The 20,581-nt window shown below is 49.0% G+C and carries 18 protein-coding genes and 4 pseudogenes; 7 read left to right on the top strand and 15 right to left on the bottom strand.

All coding sequences use genetic code 11. From position 1 onward, the window contains the following. Window positions 1-138: 138 nt before the first annotated feature. The gene (locus BM193_RS14705; protein WP_217638438.1) at window positions 139-843 is read right to left on the bottom strand and encodes a hypothetical protein; all 705 of its coding nucleotides are present in this window, start codon (window positions 841-843) and stop codon (window positions 139-141) included. 791 nt (window positions 844-1,634) lie between these two features. Here BM193_RS14705 and BM193_RS28375 point away from each other — a divergent pair. From BM193_RS28375 to BM193_RS14690, 4 genes and pseudogenes are all read left to right on the top strand, one after another. Further along, a complete protein-coding gene (locus BM193_RS28375) occupies window positions 1,635-1,979 on the top strand; it encodes a hypothetical protein (protein WP_139176067.1) in 345 nt (114 codons plus the stop codon). A gap of 110 nt (window positions 1,980-2,089) precedes the next feature. Continuing rightward, window positions 2,090-5,581: a CHAT domain-containing protein gene (locus BM193_RS14700; protein ID WP_175533295.1), complete on the top strand. Its 3,492-nt coding sequence runs from the start codon at window positions 2,090-2,092 to the stop codon at window positions 5,579-5,581. Window positions 5,582-5,995: 414 nt separating this feature from the next. Next, window positions 5,996-7,195 carry a PIN domain-containing protein gene (locus BM193_RS28370; protein WP_139176066.1) on the top strand — a complete coding sequence of 400 codons (1,200 nt, stop codon included), beginning with the start codon at window positions 5,996-5,998 and terminating at the stop codon, window positions 7,193-7,195. Window positions 7,196-7,315: 120 nt separating this feature from the next. Then, window positions 7,316-7,711 (top strand): annotated as a pseudogene (locus tag BM193_RS14690) (SDR family NAD(P)-dependent oxidoreductase); the annotation flags it as partial. A 190-nt stretch (window positions 7,712-7,901) separates the two neighbouring features. On the opposite strand, the gene BM193_RS14685 reads toward BM193_RS14690, so the two are convergent. The 3 genes from BM193_RS14685 to BM193_RS14675 are packed head-to-tail and all read right to left on the bottom strand — an operon-like array spanning window position 7,902 to window position 10,542. Beyond that, window positions 7,902-8,765, bottom strand: coding sequence for an HNH endonuclease family protein (locus BM193_RS14685; protein WP_092797238.1), 864 nt, complete (start codon window positions 8,763-8,765; stop codon window positions 7,902-7,904). After that, window positions 8,762-10,117, bottom strand: coding sequence for an AAA family ATPase (locus tag BM193_RS14680; RefSeq protein WP_175533294.1), 1,356 nt, complete (start codon window positions 10,115-10,117; stop codon window positions 8,762-8,764). Before BM193_RS14680 ends, BM193_RS14685 begins: the two co-directional genes overlap by 4 nt. A gap of 29 nt (window positions 10,118-10,146) precedes the next feature. Then, on the bottom strand, window positions 10,147-10,542 hold the full coding sequence (locus tag BM193_RS14675) for a hypothetical protein (protein WP_092797236.1): 396 nt from the start codon (window positions 10,540-10,542) through the stop codon (window positions 10,147-10,149). A 156-nt stretch (window positions 10,543-10,698) separates the two neighbouring features. Here BM193_RS14675 and BM193_RS14670 point away from each other — a divergent pair, with 156 nt between their 5' ends. Both BM193_RS14670 and BM193_RS14665 read left to right on the top strand, forming a co-directional pair. Further along, complete coding sequence (locus BM193_RS14670; RefSeq protein ID WP_092797235.1) at window positions 10,699-11,097, top strand: hypothetical protein; 399 nt, start codon at window positions 10,699-10,701, stop codon at window positions 11,095-11,097. Window positions 11,098-11,396: 299 nt separating this feature from the next. Beyond that, window positions 11,397-12,100: pseudogene (locus tag BM193_RS14665) on the top strand (IS3 family transposase); the annotation flags it as partial. A 175-nt stretch (window positions 12,101-12,275) separates the two neighbouring features. Here the strand turns inward: BM193_RS14665 and BM193_RS28365 are convergent. From BM193_RS28365 to BM193_RS29365, 10 genes are all read right to left on the bottom strand, one after another. Continuing rightward, window positions 12,276-12,527: a hypothetical protein gene (locus tag BM193_RS28365; protein WP_139176065.1), complete on the bottom strand. Its 252-nt coding sequence runs from the start codon at window positions 12,525-12,527 to the stop codon at window positions 12,276-12,278. A gap of 24 nt (window positions 12,528-12,551) precedes the next feature. Then, on the bottom strand, window positions 12,552-12,938 hold the full coding sequence (locus tag BM193_RS29370; protein ID WP_368087085.1) for a cytochrome c-type biogenesis protein: 387 nt from the start codon (window positions 12,936-12,938) through the stop codon (window positions 12,552-12,554). Between the two features lie 10 nt (window positions 12,939-12,948). Next, window positions 12,949-13,506, bottom strand: a complete 558-nt coding sequence (locus tag BM193_RS14655) for a DsbE family thiol:disulfide interchange protein (protein WP_175533293.1) — start codon at window positions 13,504-13,506, stop codon at window positions 12,949-12,951. Further along, complete coding sequence (locus BM193_RS14650) at window positions 13,503-15,455, bottom strand: heme lyase CcmF/NrfE family subunit (RefSeq protein ID WP_092797996.1); 1,953 nt, start codon at window positions 15,453-15,455, stop codon at window positions 13,503-13,505. The genes BM193_RS14655 and BM193_RS14650 overlap by 4 nt, the downstream gene beginning before the upstream one ends. Beyond that, window positions 15,452-15,913 (bottom strand): cytochrome c maturation protein CcmE, encoded by a 462-nt coding sequence (gene ccmE, locus BM193_RS14645; protein WP_092797232.1) that lies wholly within the window; start codon window positions 15,911-15,913, stop codon window positions 15,452-15,454. The genes BM193_RS14650 and ccmE overlap by 4 nt, the downstream gene beginning before the upstream one ends. Window positions 15,914-16,079: 166 nt before the next feature. After that, window positions 16,080-16,841, bottom strand: a complete 762-nt coding sequence (gene ccmC / locus BM193_RS14640) for a heme ABC transporter permease CcmC (protein WP_092797231.1) — start codon at window positions 16,839-16,841, stop codon at window positions 16,080-16,082. 37 nt (window positions 16,842-16,878) lie between these two features. Then, window positions 16,879-17,517 (bottom strand): heme exporter protein CcmB, encoded by a 639-nt coding sequence (gene ccmB / locus BM193_RS14635; protein ID WP_302847648.1) that lies wholly within the window; start codon window positions 17,515-17,517, stop codon window positions 16,879-16,881. A gap of 20 nt (window positions 17,518-17,537) precedes the next feature. Next, the gene (gene ccmA, locus BM193_RS14630) at window positions 17,538-18,161 is read right to left on the bottom strand and encodes a cytochrome c biogenesis heme-transporting ATPase CcmA (RefSeq protein WP_175533292.1); all 624 of its coding nucleotides are present in this window, start codon (window positions 18,159-18,161) and stop codon (window positions 17,538-17,540) included. 7 nt (window positions 18,162-18,168) lie between these two features. Next, window positions 18,169-18,849 carry a hypothetical protein gene (locus BM193_RS28360; RefSeq protein ID WP_139176064.1) on the bottom strand — a complete coding sequence of 227 codons (681 nt, stop codon included), beginning with the start codon at window positions 18,847-18,849 and terminating at the stop codon, window positions 18,169-18,171. 96 nt (window positions 18,850-18,945) lie between these two features. Then, entirely contained in the window at window positions 18,946-19,320 is a 375-nt protein-coding gene (locus BM193_RS29365; protein WP_368087084.1) for a PhoD-like phosphatase N-terminal domain-containing protein, read from the bottom strand. A gap of 657 nt (window positions 19,321-19,977) precedes the next feature. Between BM193_RS29365 and BM193_RS14620 the strand changes: the two are divergent. Further along, window positions 19,978-20,205 (top strand): annotated as a pseudogene (locus BM193_RS14620) (IS110 family transposase); the annotation flags it as partial. Between the two features lie 23 nt (window positions 20,206-20,228). Here the strand turns inward: BM193_RS14620 and BM193_RS14615 are convergent. Continuing rightward, window positions 20,229-20,581 (bottom strand): annotated as a pseudogene (locus tag BM193_RS14615) (IS5/IS1182 family transposase); the annotation flags it as partial.

Raw genomic sequence — 20,581 nt, 5'->3', positions numbered from 1 at the left:
AGCAAAAGTGCCTGCAGAGTCTAGGGGCTATTCCCACAAGAACTAGGTGCCTTCCATGTTAGCTGTGCAGCTAACATGGGCGGTTTGGCTAACAATCTTAAGCGGCTTCGCGCGTCCAACATTCAGGTGCCGTGATGCTCAATAGTCAGACATCGACATATGCCCTTGGCGAATACGTAGTCCTGCGCTGCAGGACTTCACGATATAGGTCAAATCGTGTAGCTCGGGGATTAGAGGGATGCCGGCGATGGAAACTGATTCATCGGCGACAGTGATTGGCAAACCGAGTCGACCTGTGTCCATCTCAACGAATGTCTTGCCAGCTTTGAGTCGTTTGATTTGCGCCGAATGCAGCCAGAACAAAGTCAACTTGGCTCCATTGAATTCATAAATCGACAGGTTCCCGTCGCGCCTGAGCTTTCGCCCTTCAATCGACGCAAGCATCTCTCTGTACTGCATATGATCACGATCCACCGCCCGGCTTGCATCTGGATCGTCCCCACGCTCATAAGAGCCAGGATCTGTCCGGCCACTTAGTTCCGACAATAGTACAAAGACGGTATACCGATGTTCGCCTTCGCTCAAGAAATCGACCTCATCTGCATCCATCGCCACGAATGCTCCGCTTTGGTCCAACAAAGCACTCTTGACTTGGACTTCGGCGTTTAGGCGTTCCTCATCAAAGAATCGCCCCCTGGCCACGTTTGTAATTAGCCAATCGATCCCGACGTCGGGCGATGCTTTGTGCGCCTCGTAGCCGTAAAAGTAAAACAAACTACTGACATGGTGCTCTGCGAAGGCACCTTGAAAAAAATTCTCCCAATTGCTACTGGTTATTGGCATAAAGGCTCTCAGAAAAATCATTGAATTGAAGGTAGTCTCGCGCTATTTTATCTGACTAGATTGGAAAGGGATTGTGGACAGTGCTTGCGCTTGAACTACCCTGGGTAATCCCCCCATTTTTAGAGCGCGCTAAAAGTAGAGGTTATGCGGCCATGGCACGCTTCTGTTTTGGTGTAATGCTGCCAAGTGCCATGTTGGGCCGACCAGGTCCGATTGGCACGCGAAGCATGGGCCTTGTCAGCATCCTTAGCGGCCTAGCGGTTGGACAGGCCGGAGTCCTTGATTTCCTGCCGGATCTCTGGGGTGGTGCGGGCTTGGGGATGAATGCGTGAGCTCATGGACTGAAGTTTATGCGATGCGCTGTAACCGGTGGGACGATCTCGATGGAAAACCACGGATCAACTCGTCAAGCACAGCTCTGGCGCGGAACAGGGCCATGCTGCGACGAGGAATATGATCGCACGAAACTAAACAGCTACATACCAACTGATGTAGGCCAGGATGACGTCGATAGGAAAGCGCATTCCTTGAAGTTGAGCATATCGAGTCCAGTGTTCTGGTGTTTTAGTCAACCTGATCGACATCTGGTGGGGCGCTAATCAGCAGAACCGGGCGCTCTGCAGCTGCATAGAAAAAGGGGCGGCGGCGTGGCGCCGACGAGCTGTAGTGTTGGAAACGAACAAAGCTTTAACTCGTTGAAAATGGTCTTGACCGATGGGCCAACTGTATTTATAGTAAATTAATTGCAATAGCCGAGAAACGGCGCCAACATTTTTTAAAATGAGGAATAAATGGCTCAAAGTAATACGCCGGCGAGTAAATTTCAATTATTCTTTTATGGGTGTGTCGGGGCGGCAGCGCCGGATATTATTCAGCTCTACTCAAAACGATGGACGATGCCTGGAGTTCATTTTAACCTCACGCAATACCTTATCGTTTCCGCCGTATACATTGCCCTAGGTGGCGTATTAGGGCTTGTGTTATCTCGTCGTAATGCGCCTGCCGCCTTGGCTATCGGAGTAGGCACCCCGGTTGTCGTTGGGCTTTTGGCAAATTTTGCAAAATCGACAACAGGGGTGATGAGAGGAGAGCCGAGTAACATAGGTTCGCTAAGCGATCTTTTCATGTTCCCCTGATGAATTGGATTCGTCTCCCTGCTACGGTTGGGCTGTTTGTCTTGATGTTGCTGGGAGCTGGAATCTGGTGGGGGCAAAAGTCACTTTCTTCTAGGAATGAAGGTGAACTGATGAGCGTGCTTGTTGAGCGCGCAATAATCAGTGATGGCAGTCTTGGTGCCGGTAATCTCGATCAGCTATTGAATGCCTTAGCTAAGGAGGAGGAAGGCCGTTCGGTGAGAGCAGATGTTTTGCGATACGCAATTGCTTTACACAGCACAGAACTCAATCCCAACCAGCTAGGGCAATTTTCTGCGTTCCAGCGTCGTGACGGAAGCAAGGCTGAGAAATTCTCCGAATCCATACCTCGGGTGCTGCTTAATTTTTCTCATATGACGACTGATAGTGTCGCGATGCATCCTTCGGAAGTTCGCCAGTTCGGCATTGATAGCGGCTTGTTTGATGAGCCATTATTGCTACCTATGAGTCAGACGCGATGGCGTCGTTATTTGACTGCACCTGTGATCCCGGACAGGAACAGCTTATTTGTTTCGCGTGCGACAGCGCTCATAACGAATATGAGTGATGTATTCGAGGACGCCAAAAAGTTGGCACAGCTAGATGCCGATGTTCCCGCAGAGTCCAAAGTCCTTCCCTCTCCGCCCTATCCGGTCGCAGGACAAATTCGGGAAATGCTAGAGAACTCGCTAACACTTCAGTCCACAAATATACCATTGCGCGGGCGCAGGACTGATTCAATGCAAATCATTGCAGTTGGACGCGAAGCAGAACTGACAAGACAAGTTATTAAGTATTGTGCGCCCAGTGCCTCGCTACGTCCATTTGAGTTTGACCAGGGCCTACGCAATAAAATATTGCAAATACTAGCTAAAGCGGGGATCAGAGGAGCGCGGTTGCAAACGGCGGGTTGCACCGCTGATTCCCTTTTGATTTCAGGAAGCGGAACAGAGGGGCTACGTGGCAACTGGATGATGGTTTTGCATCCTGCGCTGAGATCGCAATCCGCTGGAATTGTCTTTATCAATGTAGCAAAGACTTTTTCCGTTGAAGCCGTCGGCACGGTCGGGAATCCTGCGATATATTTAGCACGCCAAGTTGGTGGTTCCGGCGGATTTTTAGATGCATTTGTAATTGATTTATCCCGCAGGAAGATCCTGGCTTCGATATCCGCGCTTCCCAATGGACAACTGGATTATTTACTAAAGTCAAATTATGGGCCGCAATATCTGTTTTTACGGCAGAGTGTCGTGACGTCAGCACGCACCATCCGTAATGCCGCCCCTAAAAAAATATTGACCACGGTGCTAAGAATGGACCGAGAGCATGGACACTATAGAGTGCTTAATATCCGTCTCTCTCGCCGCGAGCACAATATGCAAAGAGCCGGCGATTTGCATCCCTCCCAAATTCCAGACGTCGCGGCCAAGATAGCTTGTAGATCGTTTGAGACTTCCAATCCCAATTGTGAAATGGGGGCCAAGTCGCTACTGGCGGAGGCAGAAGCACACGAGAATATGGATGATCCCCAGGGAGCGGCGCGGCTGTACGAGGCTTTTTTGCGCCAATATCAAGCTTCGTTTGCACTCGGTGATATGCAGCTGCGGATGCAACTATTGAATATATTTTTGAATTATTCTGTGGCATTGCTGCAATCTAATCAGTATCAGCGGCTTTCCGGGACGTGCGAGATGCTTTCCACGGCCACCTGGCTTCCAGCATTGGGGCCAGAGGCGGTTGCCCAATCTAAATCTATGTGTGCTAATTTGCTCGGACTTGCGCATCGCATGCAGGGAAATTACGCAGCTTCAGTGAGACAATTTGAGATTGCAAGTGACGAAGATCCGAAAGATATAGCGCCCTTTGGAAATATCATTCGAAATCGCATTGATGTCGAGCAGCCGCGACAGGCGCTGAGCCTGCTTCTTTCCCGGCTATTTGAACCTGGTAAAAGCACTTTTTATACGGAATTTCAGCGGCTTCAGTTTGCACAGGTTGTCACTTTGCTCAATCGCCCAATTTCGGGACTCATCTTTTTACTCCCCAGTGGACCGTTGTCAGAAGGCCATTGGGGAATGACGCTGGCTATCGGCGGCGCATCCTTAACTCGCAATGCGAATGATACCTCCGCGTTGGCGCTAATCGACGAAAGTATCCATTACATAACCAGCCAAGGCCTAAGGGATCTTGGTGTCGACGCGATGCTGAATTATGCTAGGGTTGCTGGGCGGAATGGAAAAAAGAACGAGGCGTTGCTTTTGATTGAACCATTGATCGATCCGAATGTTGAGGTGCCAGCTGTGATTCGTTCACAAGCATATGAAATTTTATCTGGCATCGAGAGTGTGGCCGGAGACAAAAAGTTGGCGTTTCAATTTTCCGAACGTGCTGTGCGTGCGCTGGAGAAAAGCTTACCGGACAAGACTGATCATGAAAGATACTTCTCATCGCTCCTAGGTATGAATCGATCCATCATTGAGCGGTGGTTCGAGTTGGCGCACCAGGAAGGCGTATCGCCACAAACGCTCTATCATCGTTCCCTTTTTTGGAAGTCCAATCCCGCGTTCGACCACATGGATGATGTTCCGATACCGAAGTTGGGATTGCATGAATGTGCCCTAGATTTCTTGAAAATAAATCTGGAAATTTGGCGGTTTGATACTTGCGCAAATAATCAGACCTCCATGCGTAGATTGGCGGCTGGATATCCTGCGATCGAGGCTGCAATCAAGCAGGTGGGGGCGGGACGGTTCTCTTCTGCCCATACCCTGAAATTGTCATCAATGTTATTAGAAGGATTTCCTCTTCACGCAGTGGAAAGAATATTTGTTACTCCTGACAAGGGGATGGGGGCAATCCCATGGACGGCGCTATTGGATCCAATATCGCATCAGTTTCTCGCTGAATTCACTCGCGTTATTCTTTACTTTCCTGGGCGATCATTGATAACTCGTCCGACTCCGTCAAGTCCATCCCGTCTTGGAATCATTGCAAGCGCCGGTGCTGCTCACGATGCCGATGGACTTGTATTGCCATCACTTCCTCAAGTTGCGGAGGAAGTTAGTGCGATCATGGAGGTGTGGCCATCGCCTCCAATTGCGGTGCTGACAGACCTAAACTTAACGGTGCCAAGCACTTCATGGCGGGATGTGGTGGCGAGATCTAACGTATTGCATGTGGCAGCGCATGGAGAAATCAACGGGCTTCAACCAGATTTATCGACCGTTGTGTTAGCTGATACTTTGCATGGTCGAATTACGCCCCGGGATTTCGCAGAAATGAATCTCGGGCACGTGCGTCTTGCTGTCTTGAATGTTTGTTCGTCGGGTTATTTGAGGCCGGGTGATGCTTTTGGCGACGTGGGTTTCCGGACGACTCTGTTGGGCCGAGGTGTAGCCATGGTTGTCGATACCGGGTGGAAAATCAATGATAAGCGAGGGGCCGAATTTGCTCAATCTTTCTATCGCAATGTAGCGCTGGGGGCTTCGGTTGATGAAGCCTTCTTTCGCTCTCTTAAAGTGGCAAGGGAAAAGGATCCTGATCCGCTTAGCTGGGGTGTTTATTCGCTTGCTGTTCGAGATATGGATGGCCTTTCCTTGCCATAATGGACGGCGAAGGATGACATATTCAACCAGTCAGCAGCTGAGCGCTATAGTGGCACAGTTGGCTGCGACAGCCTATCCCACCATCTGCTCGGTGCGCTCGATGAAGCCTGATATTGTGCACGATGGCGGTGAAGTTGCCATCACGAAGGGCCATCATAGTACTTGGTGGCATTACGTCAAAAATAGATGCCTGCTTTGACCGCTTAAGATTACTTTTAGCATGCTCAAGAAATTGGATAGATCTCTTTGGCGATTGACTTTAGTCAGGCAGATTCGCCAATTTCTATTAGAGTCTTGTTGGTCCGAGCTTCTCCAGGTGGGGGAAATAATTCAATATTCTGCAGCAGCTCTGTTTGCATCAATTTTCATTGACGAAATCACACCTATTTTTAAGTAATTGAGGGGAAGTATTAAATGTCTAGAAATGAGAAAATGAATGAAGAGGTAAGTATTGTGTCGCTCCCTCGTCTTCGTCCAAAACGAGTAGCCGTTTCACTTCAGGATGAGCAACTCAGCTTATCGGATGCTCTATTCTCAAATCTCTGCCCCGTTTTCCTAGACACAAATATTCTGATTTGGAGTTTTGGTCTCAACGAGCTCGCCTCTGAAGCATGGCAAAAATGGTTGTCGTCGTTACGTGAGCGCCTAGTCATTCCGGCTTGGGTCGTACACGAGTATAACCAGCACACAGACAAGCCTGAGATCGTCAATCCTTACAAGACATTGTCTCGCAAGCTCCAAGTGGATTTAAATGAATTAAGTGACTGTGCCTCACGTGCGTTGGATGATAGTGCCGCCATAGAGCTAGGCTTCTCGAGCAAGGCTGAGCTTGAGCAAGGGTTAAGTAATGCGGCGGCTCTTTCTTTGCGCGTAGCCAAGGCTGTGTCAAGAAGTGACCGCGGACATCGAACCGATTTACTCAAGTTCTACGAGAGTTTGCTAGATGAGCGTGGTCATCCTGCGAACATCCATGAACTGTCGCTGGAAGTGGATCGGGAGTTTATGGCACGGTCATCTCTGAAATTGTCACCAGGTGGTGAAGATTCTGATAAGTCAGAGAATCGCTGTGGCGATCTCATCATATGGAAAGAGATCTTGCAGCATTGTGTAGATGCGAAGCAGGGCCGGGCTCTTTTTGTCAGTAACGATGTCAAGCGCGATTGGTGTTACTCCCCTGTGAAACTTCTGCTCGATGGCGGTAAAGAGATTCCCTGGTCTAAAGAGGCGGCACAAAATTTGCGATTGCCAAATCCGGAACTGCTTTTGGAATTTCAGATGCATACTGGAGGAAGCGGTATCGTCTTTGCGACTATTGAGCAAGTTATTGAGACGCTGGCATCAACTGCACATAACACGATAGATGCAATTCAATTCAGGGAACTTGCTCGAGCCCTCAGATCTAGCCGTACGCCAACTGATCAGGCGGTGGATTGGATTCACCGTTCTGAGGATGTATTCCACGCTGGTTTACGAGGTCCAGCATCTTGGGATATTTCTCCTTCCGAAGTGAATATGGATGAATTTGAAGCTTGGTGTCGCCATCAGATGATAGGCATAGATATACCACTCGACAAAGTCAAATGGAGCCTAGTTTTCGCTGCATTATACTTGTGACATAAGAAAGTCGTTGGGCGCTCCCTCAAAATAACAGACTATGTAGAATGCCATATCTGGCCAACACAACAGCAGAAAGCCGGCTTCTGAGTGTGAGGTGGCACAGTTGGCTACGACACCTTCGGCGGCACCGGCGGCTACAGCGCCTCCAAGTGGGCGCTGGAAGGGATGAGCGAGGCCCTCTCCCAGGAAGTCGCGCCCTTCGGCATCAAGGTCACGATGATCGAACCCGGCACCTTCGCAACCGACTTCGCGAGCTCGGCGGTCTTCACCGCGCATCGTCAGGACGCCTACGGGCCCCTCTACGGGGCACTGGCCGAGATGGGCGCCTCCTCCCAGGCGCCCGGCCCCGAGGGTGTCGGCGGCGCGATCCTCCAGATCGTCGACGCCGAGGAGCCGCCGCTGCGCGTGTTCTTCGGCGAACAGCCCACCCGGTGGATTCCCGGGGTGTACCAGCAGCGCCTGGAGACCTGGGCCCAGTGGGCGCACGTGTCCAAGGCCGCGGAAGGCAAGTAGGAGACGCCCGGCTCACGGGCCATGACATGCCGGGCCGCCACCGCCGCCCATATGGATCAATAGCCGCCATCAGGCTGAACGAGCACCAGTCCAGGATGCGCAAGAGCAAGACGATTGTTGCCTCGACAACAACTCTGCGACGGCATCTCTACCTTTCGAGCAGCATAATCCTGCTTGTACGCTCAAATGGCTATCGTGGCCGCAGTGCCTGCGCAGCCTCCCCCAACTGTTCAGCCAACACAACATCTGTTTCCCATAGTGCGAGATACGCCTTGCCGCAAGCGCTGAAACATGATTTTGGTCCGATTAACAAATCGATCTGCTCTTGAAAAACCTTCCCTTTCGCGGGGTACAGGTCCATGGCAAGAAGCGCCACGTAGAGGCCACCTATCACTTCCGCACGCCGCGTTGTCAAGTCTTCATGATTGAGGTCAAAAAAATCAATTGTGATACGGGCGCGCTGGTAGTGAGCCCCTTGCTTGTATCTGGGGACCGCCTGCACGCCGACAAAAGTGATCACACTCTCGGGATCAATGTCAAAATCTGAGATCGGATAAATTAAAAGCGGCTCCTCTATTAGCAGCTTGCCGGGGTCTTGTTCCGAAAACAATCGATTAGCGCGTACCGGAAAATAGTCGGACTTCAAACTGGAGTTACAGCGTGTGCACGCAATGGCGTAATTGAACGGGTTGTACGCCAATAAATGGTAGCCACCAGCGCTCGCTGCGCCAGTCGCACAGGGCGGCACATAAGCCGTCAACCGCGGCAGTGTACCGGGCCAGGCGCGCACCCTACTCTTCGGCCGGAAATGCTCGACCTCATGCACCTTCGAGGCGTATGTGATACCCGCCAACTTCGTTTCACAATATGCGCATTTCTCTCCCTGGAGCGCGATATACACCTCCTTGATCTCGCCCCAGAATTCGCTGCCGTCACCGTAGGCACCCTGTTTCCGATATTGCTCAGTACGCTCGTCTGCACGTCTTAGCCAACTCGGCTTCTTGATATTGATTGCGTCAATAAGCGCCGCAGGCGCGATGGCATACCGTATCATCGCACCGCCTTGGTAGCGCGCTTCTTTTCGGGCAAGGACGCAGCTACCGTTTCATTACCCAATGTCTGATTCAGCAATCTCAAGTACTCCAATGCCGCTTCCGGATTTTTTGTAGAGACACGCTGCGAAGTCTTGCGCAGGTTTTTCTCAACCTCGGGCGCCCGGGTGCTGCTGAGCCCAAAGTATGGACTCAGCAGGATTTGCTCCGCACTGGCACCGTGCACGCGCTCCGGTCGACGGGTGACCTCGACACCGTGCTCTCCCGCTTCCAAAACGAACAGATTAGGGGCCTGCAACGACCCAACCACCAAGGGACTGTGTGTCGTTACAATAAACTGCACATTAGGCAGCGCCCGGGACAACGTCGGCAACACTGATTTTTGCCAAGCGGGATGCAGATGCAGGTCTACTTCATCGATCAACACGACCCCATGATTCTCGACCAGTTTCTTGCCCCGTGGACTGTTCATGCATACATGGTAGAGCATGTCACCTATCCAGCTCATATAGGCGCGGTAACCATCCGACAGCGCGCTAAATGGAACATCGCTGCCGTTCATTTCAAAGAAATAATCCGGCCCTTTGCTCGTGTCAAAACCTGCCAGCCGGCAGTTATCAGGCAACAGTTTGTTAATCAAATTCACCACTTGGGTATAGCGTCCTTTGTTCTCGACCTGCAACTTCGGTAGCCAAGAGCTCAAAGGAATCATGGTGATCTGGTCTTCGAACAGACCTGCCACGCGTGCGTATCGTGGAGCGCGCGATTTCTCACGCGCATATGGATCGAAGCGCTCAGACGGCTCCACGCGTCGTGTCGTGCCATAACCAACGATAAAAAACGCGGCACTTTCTCTGGCCCAAAATACATCCATCAAATGTCTAGCGTCAATCTGGCGCCATGGCAATTTCTTAGTGGTCGCCTTCCAGGAAACCCCGCCAAGGTTATCCCATAAGAAAGTCTCGAAGTCACCGCGCCGACTGATTTCGCCGGTCAACTCGATATCCCGATCGTACTGGTCCACCGCGGCTGCAAACGGGAAGCCATCCTGTTCATCAAGATGGAGCACCACAGCTACATTTCCGGACTTCGGATCGCTTCGCTCCAATTTGTCTTTGGTATCCAACGGCGGCCGTCGAACCATTGAGTCGGGACGATAGCCAGAGTCTGACATGATGGGAGCTAGTACGCCCAACGCCAACGCGCGTAACACGGTGCTCTTGCCCATTCCGTTATCGCCAAGTATGACGTTCACGTTGGGAAATTTCATGCTTTTATCGTCAGGAGAATTCAACTCCAACGATGTGCTAGCGATAGAGCGGAGATTTTCAATCCGAACGGACTTGATATACATAATGTTCCTGGCGGCTGCGATACTTTTTTTCATTCTACATTAAAGCGCACGCAAAGCCGGGAACGTATCGGTGCCCGCTGTTCTTCGAACAGCTGCTTCCAGCGCAGCAGGACAATATCGCCGACGCCGCGGGGGCTATGGAAAGTATCGCCCTCTGCATCTTTTTTCATCTCACGCCAGATCGATTGGCCCCCTTTTGCTAGGTAGGCGGCGCACAGCACCTCTTCCACCATGGTCGTGTATGCCCCGTGATCGGAGCCGGCGCGGAAGCGGCCAATCACCGCAAGTACTACCTTGGCCACGAACTTTGCAATGGCTAATCCGCTGAAAACACCTTTGGTTTGCCCTGGGCCTGATGGGAACATCTCGACGAGCGCCTGCTCATCAACTAGCACCTGTACCGGCACCGGTGCCACGGGCAGCACAACCCCTTTCAGATTTGTGTCCGCACTGACCCTGCGGATGCAGCCTGTCGAGCGAGCCTAAGGAATTTTCCGTTTGGCAATCTGATATGTTGAGGCGAGCGGCCGGGTTCGGCCAGAAGCAGTCATTTTCATCAGCTAGTTTTCCAAGGACATGATGTGTTATTCGAAGTCGAGAAAAAGCAGCCGAAACAAGACCCAACAGCTGCTCAAGTAAGTTCACAGATTGCGAAGTTGCGCTCATACGGCCCATCATCTTTTGCGTCGTTGACAGATGAGCTTGGGAATTATCTTCAAGTGGCAGGAGGTGGCCTTACCTGCCTACTTGAAAAACGTACTGTAGTTGATGGAAAGCACTTCCGCGCGTATCTTGAGACGCCGAGCGGCATACATCCAGATGGTACTATCCTCGCCTTCGGTGGCGGCCAGGTAAGGCTTCGAGCCGACGAATGGCTATCAGCTCCGTTGGTTACTCAATATTTCACCGCGTTCTTGCACGGTAACGAGCTCCCGCACAGTATCAGGTGGCGAGAAATCACGTCTTTACTCAGCAGTTGAAGGACCACTTCGGGGCGGTAGCGGACGGTGCCGTTGAACCGCTGCCAGTAGCTCAGCCTCTCCTGATCCTTGGTTCTTGAAAGGTGAAAAAACGGTGGATCCGGTTAGGAGCCTGGATGTCCTGCTAGGCACCTAGTGTGCGATCTCGTAGCTGCCTGAAATACCGACGAGATCGGGCCTGTCTATTTCCCCTGCCCTACAGAGACTCCTGCCGCACGCTAGCAAAAACAGGCCTTGTAGTGGTTTAATGTACCCGGACACTGATTTAGGCGAGAATGCTCGCCATGGAGAGGTGTTTGATGAGCAAGCAGAGACGTACGTTTTCCCCGGAGTTCAAACAGCAGGCGGCATGCCTGGTGCTGGATCAAGGATATAGTCACATGGAGGCAAGTAGGTCGATCGGCATCGGTGAGTCAGTACTGCGCCGCTGGGTGCAGCAGCTTCAATTAAAGCGGCAAGGCATCACCCCGCAGAGCAAGGCAATGACGCCAGATCAGCAGCGAATACAGGAACTCGAAGCACGCATTGAGCGTCTCGAGCGGGAGAAGTCCATTTTAAAAAAGGCTACCGCGCTCTTGATGTCGGAAGGGATAGAACGTACGAGGTAATCGATCAGATTTGTGGTGACGAATCAATCGAGTTGATCTGCGCGGTGTTCGATGTAGCGCGGTCATGCCTGTATGCGCATCGGGAGCGCGCCCGGCACATTGATGTTGAGCGCATGGCATTGCGTGGCCGCGTGCACGAGCTGTTCGTCGAGAGTCGCAGTTCGGCGGGAAGTCGCAGCATTATGGGCATGATGCGCGAGGAAGGCACGGCAATTGGCCGCGTCAAAGTCAGTCGTTTGATGGAAGAATTGGGGCTGGTCTGCAAACAACCTGGCAGCCATGCCTATAAGCAGGCTACGGTGGAGCGGTTCGATATTCCGAATCACCTCAATCGTGAATTCACAGCAGAGGCGCCAAATCAGGTCTGGTGCGGGGACATCACCTATGTCTGGGCGTAAGGCCGATTTGCCAAGCGTCGCTGCGACGTGATGTGCGCCATGATGCAGAACGGGGCACTTTTTTGACCCGCGCCGCTCACAACTGCTTGACGAAGGGCATATGCCCCCTCAAAAAAAACTATCATTATATTGATCGATGATCAAAAAATCATCACCTATCAACCAGTCCAAATTATTTTGAGGCAATTTTTGACAAAAGTGCAAACACCAATGGCATCCCAGCGCATAAAACAATTACTGACATTGCAGCAACAATTATTCCATCACGGTCACCGGCTTTCATTAAGCGCCAAAAATATCCTAAATCGCCACGGTGATATCGGTTTTCTTTGATATGCCGATAGTCAATATATCGCGCCACTCCTCCGGCAACAAAGACAATAAACATTAAAATCCCGCCATTGCCAAGAATCCAATTTGCCATTTTCGAACCTTTCAATCTAATTATCTACGAATACGTTTTTTGTTCCTGACGCCAGAGCATTGCTATGCCAAACATTATACATAAACAAGGCAACAGCCATAGAAAAAAAGTTTTCCGGTCAAGTTCTGGACTGTAGCTAATTTCCGGTCCATAACGATGTACAAGGTACGCCACAATCTCATCATCCGAGGCTCCCTCCGATGCCATTTTTTCTACTCTGTATCTAATGGCAATTGCGGAGGGTGCTTCGGACTCTGCAATGGATTGGTTGGCACAGTTCAGGCACCGTAGATTTTTTGATAGTTCATGGGTTCGATATTTCGCTGCAGCCGACTCTGTCAGTGTCGTTCCTGTCGCAGTATTTATAGCAAAAAAAAGGCAAAGTACAATTAGCCCCTTGCTCCAAAGCATATTACTCATATCAGTTTTTTGAATTCTCTAGCCTGTTGATTATCGGTAGAATTTTTTCTTCAATAATTAATTTATTCAAAATTCCAGAGTGTCGGTAGCGGATTACTCCCTTTCCATCAATAATGAATGTTTCCGGTAATGCACGGACGCCAAAGCCCACGCCGATTTCCCCGGAAGAGTCAAAAATTGATTCATGGTATGGATTCCCCAAGCGATCTAGCCAAAAAATTGCCCTGCTTCGCTCATCCTTGTAATTTAGGCCAATAACTTCATTGGGAATTCGCTTTTTCAATTCAATTAAGGTTGCGTGTTCTGCTGTGCAGGAAGTACACCAGGAAGCCCACGCGTTGAGAATCCACACCTTCCCGCGCATTGATTTTGAATCGAAAATTCTCGTTTCGTCTTGAAGGGCGAGACCCATAAAATCCGACACTGCAAGCCCCTTGACGTCATGTCTTAATTTAGGCTTCTCCTTGATCATGATCGCTATGATAAAGGCTAAAAAGAGCAGCATCGCTGGCAACAGATAAGCGAAACCTCGCCAGAACTGTTTCTTGGGCCACCTCATTGGTTGCCATCTTGCTGAGGCAAGATCCGAATGACGCTGCGGCTCAGGCGTCCGCAAGCAGCTATGATGCCGCCGGCCACCATCAACAAGCAACCAGCCCACAGCCAATTCATAAGTGGCTTGAATTGAATGCGAGTTATCCATTCTCCATATTCATTCTGGCTTCCAAGTGAAATATAAATATCAGATAGTAAGCCGCGATGAATTGCGGATTCATTTAACATTATTTTTCGCATGAGGTATTGTCGCCTTTCTGGGTGGAGTACTATTTCCTCATTGTTGCCATTGTATAGTGAAATGGTTGCTCGCTCAGATCTGAAATTTACGCCATCAATTAGGTCAATATTTTTTAAACTAATTATATAATCGTCTATTTTGAAATGTTTCCCTATTGATAGTGGAATGTCCACGCTCGTTTCGTTACTTTTATTTATGGTAATGGAAATAAAAAGAACTGCGATGCCCATGTGAGCAAAAACCATGCCCCAGTAAGTGACGGGTTGATTTGTGAAAAATGATGAAAATGAAATATTTTTCGTTAATGCCATTCTTGTGCGTCGAAAAATGCTGCTTGCCGTGGTAAAAATTATCCAAATTCCTGCGCTTAATCCAGCTGACGCCATAAAAGTAGGTGCTTTCCAAATTGCTATCCCTACGCCCACGGAAATTGCACTTGGCATCAGTAACAATCCGACATTAAAATTATTTTTCTCAGTATTGGTAGTTTCTGAAAGGCTCACGCCAACCCCTATTAGAAATGCTATCACTATCATTATGGGTGTAAAGACACTTTCAAAATACGGAGGGCCAACTGAAATGTTGCCAAGCCCTAGCAAGTCAAATATTAAAGGATACAATGTTCCTAAAATTAAACAAAGAGTCGCGGATAAAAGCATTATTCCATTGAGAAGAAGAGCTGCGTTCAATGTAGATAGCCGCATTGGACGTTGATGTGAAAAAAATGGGCCGCGTAAAAATAGAAAAATTAGCGACGCTAAAGATGTGATAGAAAAAAATATCAAAATCAGGAAGCTGCGCCGTGAATCACTTGAAAAGGCATGGACGGACGCTATTATTCCAGAACGCACAATAAATGTTCCCATTAAGGATAGCAAGAATCCTGAAATCCCAAGAAAAAGCGAGAATCTATTTGCGCGATCATTTCTGTCGCTGACCGAAAGCGAGTGAAGTAACGCGGTACATATGAGCCAAGGAATCAAAGACGCATTCTCCACTGGATCCCAGAACCACCATCCTCCCCAACCCAATTCGTAGTAAGCCCAGAAAGCACCCGTGGATATCCCAAGAGTTAGTGCACTCCACGCTATCGCCACCCAAGGACGAACCCATCTCACCCAGAGGCGATGGGCCCCGTGCGACATGAGCGCTGCTATTGCGTAGGCGAAGGGCACAGCCATGCCAATATATCCGAAGTATAATATTGGTGGATGAATCGTCATCCCGGCATCCTGCAACAATGGATTCAGATCTCTTCCTTCAAATATAGGTAGTTCTATGCGCACGAATGGATTGGACGTGAACACTAATATGATTAGAAATCCAAGAAGGAGCATGCCCAGTATCCCAAGTACACGCTTGTGGAATTGAGGAGGAATGTGTTGTTTTGAAGAGGCAATAATACTTCCCCAGACCGCTAAAACAACCACCCAAAGTAGAAGTGATCCTTCATGGCCTCCCCAAGCAGCAGCCAGCCTATAATATAAGGGTAAAGTTGCGCTTGAATTTTTTGCAATGAAGGTGATGGAAAAATCATTTATTACGAATGCCGCTAAGAGTACACCAAATGCAAAAAATATAAATGTGGTTTCCACGAAGACGAACTTTTGCACCGTTTCTAATCGTGTACTTTGACGAAAAGCAATAATTACTTGAGCGCATACAGAGAGTGTCGCCGCCACAAGAAATAAATTTCCCATTAAGCTAATCATTTACAACCCATTGGCAGGCTAATTGCGCTATTAACGGTGGAGCCCCGCTGCGCGGCCCGGGCGATTTCTGGGGACATATAGTTTTCATCATGCTTCGCCAATACTTCTTGTGCCATAAAAATTCCTCTATTTAATAACTTTCCCTGTGCCACTACGCCTTTTCCCTCAGCAAACATATCAGGAACCATGCCAGAATATTGAACTGCAACAGTGTGGTAGTTGTCACTGATGGTGAACATTATTGACATCCCATCGGCGCCATACTTCAAACTACCGGGAGCCACTATTCCGCCAATTCGAAAAATCTTATGATGAGGTGAGCATCCTTCGACGACCTGGGAAGGTGTGTAAAAAAATATCATATTTTTCTGGGCCACTGAGACGGCATATGCCGCAGCGCCCAGCAGAATTGAAGCGCCAGCGACTAAAAATAAGGCCCTCCGCATCTGTGGCTTCAAAGAATCTCTCCATCATGTCGAATGAACTTGCTCCGCCGACAGTATTTAAATAACAGAGAACACTCAAGTAGAACATGTGCAAAGGTTGTTAATAAGGCTAAGTGCACATAGAAAGTCCGTTCATTCAGCAATGCCAAAATCAAATTTTCATAATTTATCATACTAATTAATCCGAATATTTTCGAAACCATAAAAATTCACTCTCTCGATCTCTAACAATACATGCTAACCGACGCAATGAAGTTCCAGCTGAATAAAGCCATGCCGCAACACTCATTACTAAAATTCCCAATAGCATAATTGACTCAAGCCGAACTTCGCCATTCAATTTAATGGATGCCCCCTGATGTAAAGTATTCCACCACTTGACGGAAAAATAAATAATTGGAATATTAGCGGCGCCAATTAAACAATAAAGAGAGGCAATCAGATCGGCGCGCCGTTTATCTTGTATAGCCTCGTGCAGACCAATATATCCAATATATAAAAATAGCAAAATGAGCTCTGAGGTCAGGCGAGCATCCCACACCCACCATGTACCCCATGTCGGGCGCCCCCAGATTGCCCCCGTGAGTAAAGCTAAACTTGTGAACATCGCGCCCGTAGGTGCCAGGGCACGAACCAGCATGGCGGATAATCGAGTCTTAAAAACTAAAGAAATTCCTGACCAAAATGCCATTATTAAAAAAATGAACATCGACATCCAGGCCGTAGGAACATGCAAGAATATAATCCTGTAGGTTTCATGTTGCTGGTGATCCGTTGGGGCAATGACGAAGCCGATCACTAGCCCAACAATACACATGATCACAGCCCCGCATAACGCGTAGTTACCCACGTATACAGCAATAGGATAAAACGCTTTTGGTGCTGCATATTTTAGTAGCCTGCGCTGGATAGACGTCGTAAACTGTCTGCGTTTATTCATAAAATTCAAATTTCTCACCCAAAAAAGAACTCTAACGTTACTCGATCGACGTCCGTAAAGCAGCTGCTCCTATGGCTGGGGATACCACCATCGAAAATAGCAGCAACGCTGTTAGAAGCGGAAAGTGAAAACCCATGATTTCGTCAACCCCATAGGAAGCTGCACTTGTGCCGAGAATTAGAACAGGCACGAAGAAGGGCAACATAACTATCATTAGAAGAGCTGCTGAGCCACGTGCTCCCAAGGTAAGTGCTGCGCCTGCGACGCCAATTAAACTCAGGGTAGGAGTGCCAACAAGCATTGAGATAGCTATCGCATTGGTAATATTTTGTGGTAGGTCATACTGTAGCCCGACAATTGGAAGCAGCAACGTTATAGGCAAGCCCGTCACTAGCCAATGGACTATAGCCTTAGCACAGACGACCAGGGTCAATGAGTGGCTATTAAGTAATAACTGTTGGAGTGTTCCATCATCTGCATCACTGGAAAATACGCTGTCTAGCGCCAATAGTGAGGAAAAAAGCGTAAGTACCCAAACGACACCCGGAGCAATCGTGCGTAGCAAATTCTGATCAGGGCCAACAGCGAGTGGAAACAAGAGTAAGGAAATGAGGAAAAAGGCAACCGGCATGGCAACTCGGATCGGCCGTGCGAATAGAGAGCGCAAATCTCTCATTGCAACAAAATACACGACTCTTAGCATTGTTTGTTCAGGAAAAAATTTACTTGCGTGGAATTTATTTCTTCATATCCGTGACTCGAAAACATCACGATACCGCCATCGGAAATGTGCTGTAATAAAAGAGTTTTTAACGATGCTATTGCGTTTTGATCTAACGCGGAAAAAGGCTCATCGAGAAGCCATAAAGTTCGCGATCTGCAGAAGTGCAGACGGGTAAGGGCAATCCTCTTGCATTGTCCAATAGAAAGGCAGCGCACCGGTACCTGTGCCAGATATAGCAAGCCTTGTTGTTCAAAAATACGGAGAACCTGATCGGTGCTAAATCTGTCTCCCTGCGCTTCGAGGAAAAACCGTGTAGCATCTAGCGCACATAAATCAGCTTTTAATGCGAATTTATGCCCAAAGTATGCCAACTCCGAATGAAACTCGGAAAGCCTGCCTTGTACATTTCTTCCGCGCCAGTTAATAGATCCGATTTGTGGCGCGGCAAGTCCACATAAAATGTTCATTAAGCTGCTCTTCCCGGAGCCATTTTCTCCGCTTAGGCGCATGATGTCGCCAGAACGCAAGGTAAAGCTTAATCGCCCAAAGAGGTGCCTGGAGCCGCGCATACACGCCAAATTGGAAACTTCGAGCAAAATTTTTTCATTCCTGCACATGGCAATCTTTACATTTCCATTGACTGGTTCCGCCTGTGCCCTTGGGTGGAGGCATAGGCCATTCGATAGATTCTTTCCAACTATAAGTTGTGCCGTCTTCAAATATCATCATGACGCCAGCTACGCGCGTCCGGGTTGACATAAGCTCTTTATAGGTCACCAGCTGTCCCGTACTTGTGACTATCATCTGTGGCATGTCGACCACGGGTTTTTCTGGCCAAATGCTTTGTGCAAAATCCGTGACCGCGCTCTCCATTTTCTTGCGATTATCAGATGAAATGACGCTATAGATATTTGCAGCAATTCCAACCACGGTGATAACGGCTAGTGCTGGCGCTCCCGCCCCCGCGAAGAATGCGAAAGTTGCAAGGTATCCTGCAGTCGCGCCAACTAAAGTCGCTACGTCACCTGTATTAAGAGGTTTCCCATCCCGAACATCTAGAATAATTTTCAGAAATGTTAGGTTTGCCGCGGAGGTATTAAGAGTCATCGTAAAAGGTCTTAGCATTGGCACCATGCCCACGACAGAGGCGAGTACAACGCCACTGGCGGTAACTACCCTGAAATTGTCATTATTAGTCGTATATGCTGTATAAATTGAATCGGCAGTTGCAGCTCCACTTGCGGCGTTATCAACAAATCCCAGCACTGCTTCAACTCGAGCCATAAATTCTCCGATTAATTATTTGATAACTATTAAGCAATGCCCGTGCATTCGCACGCCACCATTATGTGGACGGGGCATTTAGAACATTGAAAGAAGTTACCGATCAAGCCAAGGGTCGAGTTTCCCTGTTTGGCTATGAGGCAGGCGAGTCGAAGTAGCGTTGCGCGACATGGTGGCGGCACGCTGTTTGGTGTCTGCCGAATCGATCACAGTAAAACGGAAGAAGAGTAGATTGTTTGTGACGATTGGCCGAATGTTCATACGAACGATGTATGAATTTGCTTGTAGAGCATTGACTTGTTGGGACAGAATTATTTGGGAAAATCGTTCATCTGTGGCGACATCCAGTCGAAGTCGGACTGTAGAACGAGGGTGTTCTCCTTGGGGCGATGCTCGCACCCAAAGATTCCAGCTTCCGTCCGGCTTTCTAAATGAGTGCACGCCATGATCAAACTCCACATCCTGGAACATTTCGCGTGGAATTGGTCCACCTTTTCTTTCCAAATGTGGCAATACTGCGCTAGCGACTGCACACCCGCCAAAAGAAAACGCTGCCGCCGCGACTTTGAGTACGCTTCGCCTCTCCATATCACCCTTCCAAAATAGCAATAAAAATATTTTTGACTTATCAAGTCGGAGTAAGCATCGTGGCGGGAGAGGCTGCGGCTTACCAATTTATTTATGTTACCACAAAAATGTTACGCGTGTTGCCTATAAAATAAAAATTTTAGGTGTGATTTGGATAATTATATCGAATTTCCTTTTTTTCAAACTTTACACGTAACATTTAAGATGCGAATGTTGGTAACAATCAATGATGTAACTATGAGATGTGCAACCTTGGTAAGGCGCATTATTTCAGTCTTTCCCCTGCACGGCGAACACTTTCGATAAACATGATGTTCCTAGTATTGGTATTAAACGCTATGTGATAAAGGGTTGTTTTCTGAAGGATTCAGGTGTGAAGCAGTCAAATTCGGTATATCGTATTAATTAAGTAGATACTAGGACCGGATCGAGTGCAACGCGGATACTGCATGGTTCTAATGGAATGGACGCTCTCTTTCAAACGGCATCGAGGTGCCAAAATAGGGGGTGATATCCCCTTAACCGAAAGGAGTGTCCACCATGAAGATTACTACTGCAGGCATTGATCTGGCAAAGAACGTTTTTCAGGTTCATGGCGTAGATGCTCAGGGTAAAGCAGTGCTGCGTAAAAAGCTGGATCGATCAAAGATGGCGGAATACTTTATGAATCTGCCTCCATGCTTGATCGGCATGGAGGCGTGCGGCAGCGCACATTACTGGGCGCGCAAGCTGTCTGCGATGGGGCATACCGTAAAGTTGATGGCGCCAGGGCCTAGAGGGTGTAGACGAAATTAACCCTTATAAGCAAGTCTGTTGAGTAGCATGCGCGCCTCAGCCAACCAGACCCAAGCTGCCGAGACATCGAGTTTGCGGTCGTGGTGCATCACCGTGCGGCGCCAGCGTTCAGTCCATGCATGGGTCCTTTCGACGACCCAGCGCATGGGAAGGACCATGAACCCGGCATTCACACCCGCAACATCTTCAGGGGTGGTCTTGGGATCGTGCAGTGTTCCGGTCGTGCCATTGGCTGGATGACGCACCACTGCAACGCGAATACGGTGCGCCTGCTCGATGGCATGCGCACATTTCCCGCCATACGCGCCGTCGGTATAGAGCTTGTCGAGGCGAGGACTCTTGCTGCACG

The sequence above is a fragment of the Janthinobacterium sp. 344 genome, assembly GCF_900112025.1.
GTDB lineage: Bacteria > Pseudomonadota > Gammaproteobacteria > Burkholderiales > Burkholderiaceae_D > Janthinobacterium.
Note: the sequence above shows the minus strand (reverse complement) of the source record. Positions and strands in the feature narration are given on the sequence as shown.